The organism is Paenibacillus chartarius (genome assembly GCF_042432825.1).
Lineage (GTDB): Bacteria > Bacillota > Bacilli > Paenibacillales > NBRC-103111 > Gordoniibacillus > Gordoniibacillus chartarius.
Window position 1 is genome coordinate 1 of the sequence record NZ_JBHLWN010000024.1, and the last position, 12,168, is coordinate 12,168.

General features: G+C 50.9%; 10 protein-coding genes. 5 read left to right on the forward strand and 5 right to left on the reverse strand.

The annotated features are described in order from the left end of the window. Positions 1-140 precede the first annotated feature (140 nt). Entirely contained in the window at positions 141-1,649 is a 1,509-nt protein-coding gene (locus tag ACFFK0_RS05380) for an ABC transporter permease (protein ID WP_377468912.1), read from the reverse strand. Between the two features lie 12 nt (positions 1,650-1,661). Next, the gene (locus ACFFK0_RS05385) at positions 1,662-3,038 is read right to left on the reverse strand and encodes an ABC transporter permease (protein WP_377469018.1); all 1,377 of its coding nucleotides are present in this window, start codon (positions 3,036-3,038) and stop codon (positions 1,662-1,664) included. Positions 3,039-3,310: 272 nt separating this feature from the next. Here ACFFK0_RS05385 and ACFFK0_RS05390 point away from each other — a divergent pair, with 272 nt between their 5' ends. Further along, positions 3,311-5,050 (forward strand): ABC transporter ATP-binding protein, encoded by a 1,740-nt coding sequence (locus ACFFK0_RS05390; protein WP_377468914.1) that lies wholly within the window; start codon positions 3,311-3,313, stop codon positions 5,048-5,050. A 137-nt stretch (positions 5,051-5,187) separates the two neighbouring features. Continuing rightward, entirely contained in the window at positions 5,188-6,201 is a 1,014-nt protein-coding gene (locus tag ACFFK0_RS05395) for an Ldh family oxidoreductase (protein ID WP_377468915.1), read from the forward strand. Positions 6,202-6,267: 66 nt separating this feature from the next. Here ACFFK0_RS05395 and ACFFK0_RS05400 read toward each other — a convergent pair whose 3' ends face one another. After that, positions 6,268-7,644: a hypothetical protein gene (locus tag ACFFK0_RS05400; RefSeq protein ID WP_377468916.1), complete on the reverse strand. Its 1,377-nt coding sequence runs from the start codon at positions 7,642-7,644 to the stop codon at positions 6,268-6,270. A 210-nt stretch (positions 7,645-7,854) separates the two neighbouring features. Then, on the reverse strand, positions 7,855-8,439 hold the full coding sequence (locus ACFFK0_RS05405) for a LysE family translocator (protein ID WP_377468917.1): 585 nt from the start codon (positions 8,437-8,439) through the stop codon (positions 7,855-7,857). A 138-nt stretch (positions 8,440-8,577) separates the two neighbouring features. On the opposite strand from ACFFK0_RS05405, the gene ACFFK0_RS05410 reads away from it, so the two are divergent. Further along, entirely contained in the window at positions 8,578-9,462 is an 885-nt protein-coding gene (locus tag ACFFK0_RS05410; protein ID WP_377468918.1) for a LysR family transcriptional regulator, read from the forward strand. Between the two features lie 11 nt (positions 9,463-9,473). On the opposite strand, the gene ACFFK0_RS05415 is transcribed toward ACFFK0_RS05410, so the two are convergent. Then, complete coding sequence (locus tag ACFFK0_RS05415; RefSeq protein ID WP_377468919.1) at positions 9,474-9,839, reverse strand: hypothetical protein; 366 nt, start codon at positions 9,837-9,839, stop codon at positions 9,474-9,476. Between the two features lie 491 nt (positions 9,840-10,330). Between ACFFK0_RS05415 and ACFFK0_RS05420 the strand changes: the two genes are divergently transcribed. Continuing rightward, a complete protein-coding gene (locus ACFFK0_RS05420; protein ID WP_377468920.1) occupies positions 10,331-11,404 on the forward strand; it encodes a phosphotransferase family protein in 1,074 nt (357 codons plus the stop codon). Between the two features lie 44 nt (positions 11,405-11,448). After that, complete coding sequence (locus ACFFK0_RS05425) at positions 11,449-12,090, forward strand: alanyl-tRNA editing protein (protein WP_377468921.1); 642 nt, start codon at positions 11,449-11,451, stop codon at positions 12,088-12,090. Positions 12,091-12,168: the final 78 nt, after the last annotated feature.

Genomic DNA, 12,168 nt, shown 5'->3' on the forward strand with positions numbered 1-12,168 from the left:
TCTTCAGGAAGTATGCCTTGTTTCAGCCTCAAAAGCCCCCTTAACTCCGAGAGTCTATTTATATATGAATGCACATTCAGTTTCTCCCTCCGGTAAACGAAGGGTGAATGAGGATCCCGTTGTGGAATATTCATGCGGGATTAGTCGAGTTTCGGATCAAGCGCATCGCGCAGCCCGTCACCCAGGAAGTTAAAAGACAGCACGAGGGCTACGATGGCTAAGCCGGGATAAATCGCGGTATACGGGTGCGTCTCCAAATAAGAGCTGCCAACCTTGAGAATATTGCCCCATTCCGGGATGTGAGGCTCGACGCCAAGTCCCAAGTAGCTCAAGCTGCTGGTGGAGATGACCGCAGTGCCGACGGTTAAGGTGGATTTGACGATCATCGGAGCAAGTGAATTCGGTACGATATGCGTCAGCAAAATCTTGAAATCGCCCGCGCCCAAAGCGCGAGCCGCTTGAACATATTCGAGAGTCGACACAAGCAGCACATTAGCTCGCATTGTTCTTGCGTACGTCGGAATGGCCCCGATGCTGAGCGCCAGGATCAGATTCGTCGTGCTGGCGCCGAACGCAGCGATGATGGCGATCGCCAGCAGAATGCTGGGAATGGCGTATAAAATGTCCAGACTCCGCATGATCACGTTATCCGCGTTGCGATGGTAATACCCGGCTAAAGCGCCGAGCGCGCCGCCTGCGATCAGCGGGATAAGCGTCGAAAGAACACCGACGACAAGCGAAATGCGAGCGCCGAACACGATACGGGAAAACAGGCAGCGGCCGAAGTTATCCGTTCCCAGCGGATAAGCCAAACTTGGCGGCTGCAGAATGGCGCTGTAATTATTTTCAATGGCCATGCCGTAGTCGAACGTCAAATAGCTGTTTATCGATATGGACAGTAGAAAGCCGATAAAGAACAAGCCCAGCATAGAGGTGGTACTGCGGGATAACCGATCGACAACGGCGGCCAGCTTATGTTCAGAAATCGAATCTTCCCGTCGGGACAGCCTGTTTATCAGGATTACCCCTAGAACTAGCGCAAACAGATTGCCGCCGGCAGACGTAATCAGCAGTGAAACGGCTACAGGCCACATCCGCGCGGGCAAGCGGCCATCCGGCAGGCGGGCGATCGAGAGCAGGGCTATCAATTGAATGAACGCAAAGACGAGCAGCAGAGCGAAGCCCGGTAAAAACAGGTCGGATACGTACGGCTTGAACACGTTCAATGCCGATACCGCTAGGACGAATAGCGTTGTGAGCAATGCATAGACGGCCAGTGTGTAGGCTGCGCTTTTTCTGCGTTTAATTAATTCAAAAGCGGCCGTCGCCATGAAGATGTTCGCACCGATCAAACTGACCAGCAGGGCATACCCGAGCCTGCGGGTAGTTCTGCGCACTTCGCCATACAGCAGCAGGTCCCTGCGGATGATAGCCAGGGCTCCGAGCTGGAGCAGTGCAAAGACGAAATAAACGGCGCAAGCTGAGAACATAATCGGCCTCAAGGCGAAGTCGGTGCCGCCGAAGCTGTTAGCCAGGAGCACTAACGCAATAAGGAGCGTAGCGATTCCGGCGAAGGCGCCCTTCCCGTATTCCGCACTGCTGCGCAGCCGAAATCGGATATCTTGTTTCGTGAGAATTGTGTCGGTCATGCGTCCACCTGCTTAATAGGGTTTCATTTTTGAACGGATACGCGGATCGATGAAAGCATACATCAAGTCGATGACCATATTGACGATCGAGATGGTGATTGCCGTATACACGACTCCGCCCATGATGATAGGGATATCGGGGATAAATTGCTTGTCCACGATGTAGCTGCCGATACCATTGATATTAAACACTTTCTCCGTAACCGCAGCACCTCCGAGCATAGCACCGAACTGAAGCCCGATAACCGTGATGATCGGGATAAGCGCATTGCCCACGGCATGCTTCCAAAGCACCTGGCTCCGGGACAAGCCTTTCGCTCTGGCTGTCGTTATGTAATCCTCATGAATGACCTCCAGCGTGGAGGAACGGGTCATGCGGGCGACTGCCGCTGTGAGACCTGTTCCGAGTACGATAACCGGCATGATCATCGTCATCGGATTCTCGGGATTATAAGTCGGGGGTAACCAATGCAATTTAATCGAGAAACTCAGGATCAGAATAAGTCCCTGCCAGAAGTTCGGAATGGATAATCCGATCAAAGCAATCAACATGAAAGCATAATCCGGGAAGGAGTTCGGCCGTGTTGCCGATAATAATCCAATAGGCAGGGCGATAAGCACCGCCGCCAACGTTGAGATGACCGTAAGGGTAAGCGTTACGGGAAACTTCTTCGCTATGGAGGCTGTTACGTCTTCGTTCCCGGCGAAGGATTTACCGAGATCGAAGGTCAGGATGCCCTTGATTGTACGCCACAGCTGTACCAAATACGGTTGATCCAATCCGTATAGCTTGTTGAAGGAGTCGATCTGCTCGGCTGTAGCTGTCTCGCCGATTATGTTGGCGGCCGGGTTCAAAGGAGACAAGTACAGGATGGTAAAGACGATAAAGACGACCCCTATGATGACGAAGAAGGTCATAACCAGCCTTTCCGTGATGTATTTGCCGTAAGCGTTGCTAAATAGCAGCATCAATGCGTACATAAGCAGCCCCGGTATCAACGACAAAGCGAGCAGTACGGGATGGCCGATGAAACGGGTGAACGTCTCGGAATAAGTGACGCGCGACCGGCCGCTGCGTTTTAGCTCGTCTTCAACTCGTGCAGCTACTACGGCCTTGAATTGGGCGGCTGCTAATCGCTCCGCTTCACGGTTTATTCTGTGGGTGCTCACCGCTTGGCCGAAGAACTGATATTTCCGGTGAAGCTGGGCTGCGGCTTCAGCCGTTAGACGTTCTTTACGGCCGGCAGCCAATTCTTCGTGTTCCAAGCGCCTTAACAACGCTCTATGGCCGCCGGTTCGTGCCCGATACAAATAAACAAGATAGATGACCGTATGCAGCGGAGCCCCCGTCAACAGCAGCATGAAGCGGTACGTTGGGTTCATGAACATCTTGGCGAACGTTCTGCCAAGATATTCGACTGGACGATAGGTTGATCGATGAGCGGTCACATTCACTGGCTCCTTCTCCTTCTCAAAAGTCTATTAGCCTTAATTTGCATTATTCCGATTGATATAGTAGATTTTATGGGTACGCATCACAATTGTCAACTAAAAACGAAATAAGATTTCGTTTCATATGCAGACGGATGATGCAATATTTTAGCGGGAACATACCAGGCTTCGAACTATGATGATCAAATTAGACAATAACGGGTGATCCAATGACGACAATCCTGCAAGTGAATCAGCTATCGGTTTCTTTCTATTCCCGGGAGCAGGAAGTGGAAGCGGTCCGTAAGGTAAGCTTTGCCGTTCGGGCGGGAGAGACCCTGGGCATCGTCGGAGAATCCGGCAGCGGTAAAAGTGTTACGGCACGAACGATTATGGGGCTTCTGCCGACGCCGCCGGCCAAAGTGAAAAGCGGTGAAATCTGGTTTCAAGGGAAGGAGCTTACGCGCAAATCGGAGCTCGAAATGGAAGAGATCCGCGGTCGCGACATCGGGATGATATTTCAGGACCCAATGTCCTCGCTGAATCCAACGATGCGCATCGGCAGGCAGATCGAAGAGAGCCTGACCAAGCATAGGAAATTAAGACGTGAAGACGCACAGCGGGAAGCGATCGAGATGCTGAAGCTGGTCGGCATTCCCAACCCGGAAACTCGGTATTTCCAGTATCCGCACGAGTTTTCGGGCGGGATGCGGCAGCGGGCCATGATCGCCATCGCACTGGCCTGCCGGCCGTCCCTGCTGATTGCCGATGAGCCGACGACTTCCCTCGACGTAACGATACAGGCGCAAATCCTGAATCAAATGAAGGAAATCCAGCGGAAGCTCGGTACTTCAATTATTTTGATTACACACGATCTCGGTGTCGTCGCGGGGATGTGCGACCGCGTCGTCGTGATGAAGGACGGCGAAGTGGTGGAGACCGGTACGACCGAGGAGATTTTTGCCTCGCCTCAGCACCCCTATACGGTTCGGCTGCTGCATGCGCTGCCTCGCCTGAATGAGAAGAAGCGGCCGAAGCCGATATCCAGCGTAATCCGCGCGGCGGATTCGATTCCGCTGCTGGAAGTTAGATCTCTCCGTCAGCATTTCCAGCTGGGTGAGGGCAGGGTGATCAAGGCGGTGAACGACATCAGCTTTGACATCCGCGCAGGGGAGACGCTCGGTATTGTTGGGGAGTCGGGCAGCGGGAAAACGACTGCGGGTCGGACCATTCTGCGTTTGAATGAAGCGACCAGCGGGGACATCCTGTACAGGGGCATTCCGATCAGCCGGTTAAACCGCAAAGAGATGAAGATGCTGCGGCGCCGCATGCAGATTATCTTCCAAGATCCTTATTCGTCGCTGGATCCGCGATTGCGCGTCGTCGACATTATTGGGGAGGCGCTGGATCTCCACCGAATGGTAAGCGGCAAGCAGCAGCGGCAGCGCAGAGTAGAGGAGCTGCTGGAGCTTGTTGGGCTTCAGGCGGCGCATGCGATGCGGTACCCGCATGAATTTTCGGGCGGGCAGCGGCAGCGGATCGGCATCGCCAGGGCGCTGGCCGTCGAGCCGGAGTTTATCGTTTGCGACGAGCCGTTATCCGCCTTGGACGTATCGATTCAGGCACAGATCGTGAACCTGATGGAGGAGCTGCAGCAGCGGCTGGGGCTGACTTATTTATTTATTGCTCACGACCTCGCGATGGTGAAGCATATCAGCGACCGCGTGGCCGTCATGTACAGGGGAAAAATCGTGGAGCTAGCCGAGAGCGAAGAGCTCTATTCGAATCCGCTCCATGCCTACACGAAATCGCTGTTGTCGGCTATTCCGGTTCCCGATCCGGCGGTGGAGTCCCGCAAAACGTATGAACGGCGGGCGGATTCGTCTCTTGAAGATCCTTATGGCCTTGAGCACTCCCGGTTTGTCGAAGTACAGCCCGGTCATTGGCTTGCAGTATCGCTCCGTTCTTAAATCAAATAGCTCCAGGTGGGGGCTCGTTATTCAATTCTTGTATCGTCGTATAGAAAATATCAATTAGTGAGACGGGAAACATAGAGCTAAAGTAAAAGCAGGTGGACGCGATAACATAAACGGAGGGTCACATGCCGATGGGCAATCGAACGATTCGGATCGATGAGTTGAAGGAACAAGCGGTTCATATTCTGATCAGTAAGGGAGCCGCGGCCGACGAGGCTGAAGCGATCGTTGCGGATTATTTGGATGCAGAGCTCCGGGGGCGCACGTCCCACGGGTTCATATCGTTTGCTGTGGCGATAGCCTCGATAGAGAAGAGAGGCCGGTATGAAGTCGAGACGCTTGAAGATTCTTTCATCAAAATCCAGGGCAACGGAGACAACGGGCATATCGTGGCCAGGAAGGCCATCGACTTGGCTGCGGAGCAATTGCCGAATCAAAAAGTAATTGCAATCGGAATCCGGGATATAACGAGATTTAACTGCCCCGGGGTGATTGCTCGATATGGAGCCGAACGGGGAAAAATTGCCCTCGTCTGGGAATATGGGGGGAAGAATTATATGATTCCTCACGGGGGCAAAGAAGCCGTTGTAGGCACGAATCCGCTCGGAATCGGGATTCCTCATACGGATCCCCTCTTTGTCATCGACATTGCGTTATCGGAACGGGCCATAGGCTTTGTGGAGCTCGCCAAGCTCCGGCAGGAGCCGATTCCGGAAACGTGGGGCGTGGATAAGGAAGGAAGGCCTACGACAGACCCGCATCAGCTGGCGGCAGTCAATCCTCTCGGCGGGTATAAAGGCTTTGCTCTGGCTCTGGCCTTTGAGATTTTATCGGGCGCACTCGTTCAAGTTCCGATCGGAAAGGCGGGCTCCGTCTCCAGCCGGGGCGCATTGATCCTTCTGATCGATCCGACGATCTTCGGACATAGCACGGATTCGTTCAGAGAACAGGTGACCTCTTATTTACAAGAAGTTGTCGCCAGTCCCGCCATAGATCCGAACTATCCGGTCTCGTATCCGGGGCAGAGCTCCGAAGCGCGTGCCCGCGAGCTGCTGGAGCGGGGAGAGATACAGCTGCCGGGACCGGTGATCGAGCGGCTTTCGAGCTGGTACGAGGAAGCTAGGAGGAGCAGCGTCTCGGAATAAGCAAGGATAACGACACAGAAAGACATGCACACCATGATAGGGGGCATGTCTCTGTGTCGTTTCGTTTTATTTAAATCCGCCAACCAAATAATTGTAGAAAGGTTCATCGACCCAGAATTCGTACGATTCCACTTCGAGTCCGGCATCGATCTTTTTCAAGCCTGCAGCGATTTCAGCCGACTTACCCGCCAACGAGAATGATTGCGCGTAGTATGGGCCGTCCTCTGCTTTATTGTTGGCGATCACTTTGTAATCGCTTTGCTCCGTGAGGGAGTAATAAAGCGGCTGCCACCATGAGGAGTGGATCAGACCGGTTTGATCGTCGGCATTTTTCTTCGCATATTGACTGATAACGGCGCCAAAGCGATCTTTAGCGTCTGCCGTATCGAACTCGAAGGAGATGTCGTATTCCTTGGCATAGGCGATATAGTTGCCGCTCTCGATCTGAACAACCTTGAAGGTATCGGTCTGGACCGGCTCTCCCCACTCCTTCATGTATATATAAGCGGAGGTTTTGGGCTCAAGCTGCACTTTGGCGTTCAACCCTTCGCTGCGCAGAAGGCCAATGAGCTGCAGAGCGTGCGTTATGTCGTCATGACCGTAGGTGACCGACAGCCTCGGGTCGAAGTTCGCGTTGAAGCGCGAATCCTTCAAATTGTACCCGGTGATCAAGTTGTTCCTGAGCGCGGTATCAAAAGTCGATCCGAGCTCCGGCGTTTGAATCAGATCGGCGGTACGGTACGCTTGGTAGACGCGATTGAAAATCATATCGTCCTTAATGTAACCGAGGTCATGCTTGTAAGCGCCGTGAAACGAGGCGATTTGCCCGAGCAAAATAACGGCAAAATCGCCGGCTGCTCGTTCGGCGGGCCGGAAAGAGGAATGCAGCTCCGCGGGCAGCAGCCCGTTATCGACCGCGGCTGCCAGCTCCTGAGCAGCCTGCAGCCCGTAATCCTCCCGAACGGCTTGGATTTTCAGCAGTGCGCTACGGATTTTGTTTTCCGGATATGTATACGCGAGCTCCTTCAAATTGGCCGCCTTCAGGGAAAGAAAAACGGCTCCCAGCTTAGTTAAAGGCTCCTCGGCACGCACGGCCTGCTCCGTTATCACTCCGCTTTCGTAGAGCGCGTTGGCAGCACGATAATAAGGACTGTCGGAGGTAAGGTCGGTTATATGGTTCAAAGCTTCAGGCTCCAACGCAAGAATCCGCGCGATGTCGTTGATAAATTCGCCTTTCGTGAGGGTTGAAGATACGGTAATTCCGTATTGATCATGTAGGTACTGACGGTATTCCTTGGCTTCCGGCTGAAGCCTCTGGGATGAGGCCGGTGCGGCTTCTTCCGCAAATACCGTATTAGGCACTAGAGCACCGATAACGAATAGTTGAGCCGCTAATGCTGCCGTTAACATAATTTTGCTTCGTGTACGGGTGAATCGTTTCATGGGCTTACCCTCCCTTGGTTTAAATCCTACTAAATTAGTGTGAATTTGATGAATATATTACTTGATTGTGTGCATGGTGTCTAATAGACTTTTTCTATTGTTCACGAAAGAGGTTACGGAGAGATTTCATATAGCTTTGTAAAAAGTATTCGAAAGAGTACTACTTCTCCAATATCATGTATGATACCATTCTAATACATGCAGCATTACTTATCGGGCCGTGGCTAATAAATAGATGGCTACTGCAATTAATGATCCCCCCATGGCCAGGTTGAAAACCTTGATGCCATTCTTGATCTTCGTGAGAACATGTAGTCTGGATCCTAGAATTGCCCAAGCAGCGAGTGAAAGATAGCAGATGAGAAAATAAATGCACACAAATACCAGAAGCATAAGAGTGCTTAAACCGAAGGCGGAAACACCGGTAAAACAGGCCATCCACGCCTTGGGATTCAGCCACTGCATGAGAAAGCCGTGACGATAACGCGGAATTTGTTCCTCCTTCGGTTCGATATCCGAACGTGAAACCATGATTTTGTAGCCGATATAGCTCATATATCCGGTTCCCGCATACCTCAGCAATTCATCAAATACCGGTATTTGTTCCACGAAACCCGCTATGCCTAATCCAATAGCAGTCAACAAGCAGGTAAAGCCGACGGTTGCGCCGGATACGAAAGGCAAAGTGCGCTTAAATCCATAATTAACCCCAGAAGAAAGGATTGTCATGTTCACGGGCCCCGGAGAGATCGACATCGATAATGAAAACAAACACATCGCAATAAAGACCGACATTCACTCACTCCACTCCTAATTCGTTTTTCAAGGATCACTATATGGCAACCGGGGATTATCGTCCAATTCTAAGTTCAGATCGGAACCATCAGGAAAATGGATCGTTTCATTCATCATTGTTCATAGAGGTGACATATAGTGGAGCTTTACCAATTGAAAACCTTTATAGAAGTTGCTCAAACCGGCAATTTAACAGAGGCGGCCGCGCAGCTTAACATAAGCCAGCCGGCTGCAAGCGCGCACCTCAAAGCCTTGGAGAAAGAAGTAGGCTTTTCACTCTTTCATCGGACCTCCAAAGGCATGATCCTTACAGAAAAAGGTTCTCACTTGTTGCTGGAGGCACAACAAATAGACAGCCGCATCGAATCGTTTTACCGTAAGGCAGCGGAGTTACAGGTGAAATCCGCGGAGCCGATCCGTATTGGCTTAAATACGGACAGCAAGCTGCTTCGCGTAAATGAATTGATCGGGCACATTTCGGCACATTTGCCGCAGGTGGAGCTGCATTTTATTAACACAAAAAGCGAAGATTTCATACAGGATTTGAACGACTCCAAAATTAGCGCGGGTTATTACTATGGATGTGCTGCCATGCCATCCGTGTATTCCGTCAAACTCCGATCTTTCAGAATGGTTGTGGTTTATCCGAAGAGCTGGGATGTGCCAGGGGAGGGAGTGAGTCTGGAGTACTTTGCACAAAAACCGTGGATATGGACAACGCAAGGTTGCCCCTTCTATCGGCAGTCTATTGACTATTTCACTCACCAGGGCATGATTCCACAAAGAATCATGTATGTCGATGATGAGTCCCTCATTGGGGATTTGGTTCAAGAAGAAGTGGGCTGTTCTCTGCTTGCGGAACCTGCGGCTTTGCGGTTTGCCGGCGAAAACAGCGTACAGCTATGGACAGGTCTCGATCTGCATATCCATCTTTATTTCGGCTATCCGAAGGAGAAAAGGAACGACCCCGTACTTCTGCAAATCGGCTCCATCGTGAATAGGATATGGAAGGAAATTTTGTGAGAAATAACTAACTATTCAAATGGAGGAACATCGAGGACCAAATCAGGATCGTTATGAATAAAAGTAATCTGGAACGTTCCGCGGACAATATGGTCAGGATTCAGGTTTCGTGCTTGTCCGAGCGCGTGAATAGCGTGCAGTTGATTCTGACTTTCCTCCAATACGTTAAATTCAGTTTGGGCTAGATACAGATGGAGCGAGGGAACATCTCGGAATTCGACCTCGAATTGATAACAAATCGAATTGTTTGATAACATTCGATAGTCTACAATCCAGGCCCCGGATGATACAAAAAAATTCCTCGCAGCATCCAGCGCGTCTTGCCTATCCCTTCTAGTAGTTGTATTGATTCGAATAAAAAGATGATTTGTTTTCATTATGTTCGCCTTCCTTATCATCGAATGTGTCATCAGAGTCAATATTATATCTGTGCCGACATTAGAAAAGTCCCCGATAGGGCACTCTGCGGCTATATTGCGATGACGGCCGCGAGCAATAGTTTAAAGATCCAGAGCAAAAAAACAGTATTCCCTAGTAAAAATGAAATGTGTAACGATACTCCAATTCGTTCTTTGTTCCGACATTCCGTGTAAAGGTTACTATTAAGTTCGCTTTCCGCTTTAAGGTGCTGCAATAACTTGAAATAGGCATCCATTTTTTACATCGCCTGCTTCCATGTGGCTGGAATTCGCTTTAAGATGGAATATATAAAATTATGGCATGCGGCGGAAGGTCTGAACAGTACCCTAAAGAATACCTTTGTCTAGAGTGGGCTGGAAAAATTTATAATAATCATTGTTTCCCTTATAAGCCACAGAATGATGTATTAACCTAGAGATAATAGTAACCGAGAAACGGGAGTGTGGCTATGAATCGAAACGTTATTACGGATCCTACCGATCCTTTGCAATTCAACCTTGATTATATCGTCGCCTGCTTGAACCGCTCGGGCAGTCTCGAGAGTGGGGCGCATCCGACCGATTACCGTTTGGAAAAGCTCGGCGCGGACAATTCGAGTGCGTTTCGCGTTCGGTTGACGTACGAAGGCTCCGGCGGCGGAGCTCCGGACAGTTTGTTCTTGAAGCTGTGCGGCGGCGGGACGTTCGGACGTTCTGAAGTTGATTATTATACGAAAGATTACGCGGGGAAACGCGGAGTCCCGATCCCGAATTGTTACGATGCATGTTACGAGCATCCGTCCTACCATCTCTTGCTGGAGGATCTAACGAATACCCATCGGAACAACTGGGATGTTGAGCCTACGTTGGCATACGGCAAGGCGGTGGCGAGAGCATTGGCAAGACTGCATAGTTATTGCTGGGGAGAGGATGGCATCAGAGCTGCTGGGTATGACGTTGTTGACGAGACGCAGCTGGAACGGTATTTGGCGGAAATGCGTTTGGGGTTCGAGCCATTGCTCGAAGCGATCAAGGATGAAAGCGGGGCATCCCGGAGCGGCGTTTCGTCGGACGTCTTTGCACGACATCCGGGGGCGATGGTGCGGCGCTTATCGTCCGGGGGGGCATTCGCGCTGATTCACGGGGATGTAAATCCCGGCAATATATTATCGCGAAAGGACGGCCAAGCGGAGGGGATTTACCTTATCGATCGGCAGCCGTTCGATTGGTCATTGCAAAACTGGGTCGGGCCCAGCGATTTGTCTTATATGATGGTCTTATGGTGGGAACCGGAACGCCGCCGCGCTTTCGAGCTTGACGTGCTGCGAGCGTATTACGATTCGCTTGTCGAATTCGGCGTCACCGACTACACGTGGGAATTAACGTTGTCCGATTACCGATTGTCGGCCTTGCAATGCTTTTACGTCGCAGCTTCTTGGTGCGTAAATCCGGAAGAGCGCACGAACATGCGCTGGTTATGGAGCGCCCAATTGGAACGCGCTTGCGCCTTTTACCAGGATTGGCGATGCCAGGAGGCCCTGTAATCCGGCTAAGGATGCAGCTTTAGTTGATATAAGGATGTGCTGTAATGGTTGAAAAAGTCTTTTGGACAAACCCCTATTTAACCAAACTAGATACTCGAATCGCCAGTGTAAGCGGCAATAACGTTACGGTCGAACAAACCATTTTTTATGCTTTCTCCGGAGGCCAGGAAAGTGATTCCGGATCCATTGGTCGATATCCCGTACTTCAAGCCCAAAAGGATGGTCTCGACATTATTTATACGGTTGAAGAAGGGCATGATTTACAAGCCGGCGATCCGGTAACGATGACAATAGATTGGGAGCGCCGTTACAGACTCATGCGGCTGCACTTTGCGGCGGAGCTTGTATTGGAATTGGCCTATAAACATTTAAAGGGCATCGAAAAGATCGGCGCACACATCGCTCAAGATAAAGCTCGGATAGATTTCGTTTGGGCTGAAAACATCTCTCGTGCGTTCCCTCTAATCGAGAAAGAATCCCGTGAAATTATTGAGGCAGACCACGATATTATCAGTGCCTTCAGTGACGAAGAAAGAGAAAGAAGGTATTGGGAAATTAAAGGTTTTTCCCGAGTGCCTTGCGGCGGGACGCACTTGAGGAGAACAGGTGAGGTTGGTGTAATCAAGCTAAGGCGCAATAATATCGGGAAAGGCAAAGAACGAATCGATATTTTTTTAAGTGAATGAGGAGCCGGGACAATCGGGTACGTCCCGCCCCTTCAAATCAAGAAAAATAACCCGAGTCCCATTAAAGGACTCAGGCTG

Coding starts and splice junctions, on each gene's coding strand:
- ACFFK0_RS05380 (WP_377468912.1), bottom strand. CDS start 1,649: ATGACCGACACAATTCTCACGAAACAAGATATCCGATTTCGGCTGCGC.
- ACFFK0_RS05385 (WP_377469018.1), bottom strand. CDS start 3,038: ATGTTCATGAACCCAACGTACCGCTTCATGCTGCTGTTGACGGGGGCT.
- ACFFK0_RS05390 (WP_377468914.1), top strand. CDS start 3,311: ATGACGACAATCCTGCAAGTGAATCAGCTATCGGTTTCTTTCTATTCC.
- ACFFK0_RS05395 (WP_377468915.1), top strand. CDS start 5,188: ATGGGCAATCGAACGATTCGGATCGATGAGTTGAAGGAACAAGCGGTT.
- ACFFK0_RS05400 (WP_377468916.1), bottom strand. CDS start 7,644: ATGAAACGATTCACCCGTACACGAAGCAAAATTATGTTAACGGCAGCA.
- ACFFK0_RS05405 (WP_377468917.1), bottom strand. CDS start 8,439: ATGTCGGTCTTTATTGCGATGTGTTTGTTTTCATTATCGATGTCGATC.
- ACFFK0_RS05415 (WP_377468919.1), bottom strand. CDS start 9,839: ATGAAAACAAATCATCTTTTTATTCGAATCAATACAACTACTAGAAGG.
- ACFFK0_RS05420 (WP_377468920.1), top strand. CDS start 10,331: ATGAATCGAAACGTTATTACGGATCCTACCGATCCTTTGCAATTCAAC.
- ACFFK0_RS05425 (WP_377468921.1), top strand. CDS start 11,449: ATGGTTGAAAAAGTCTTTTGGACAAACCCCTATTTAACCAAACTAGAT.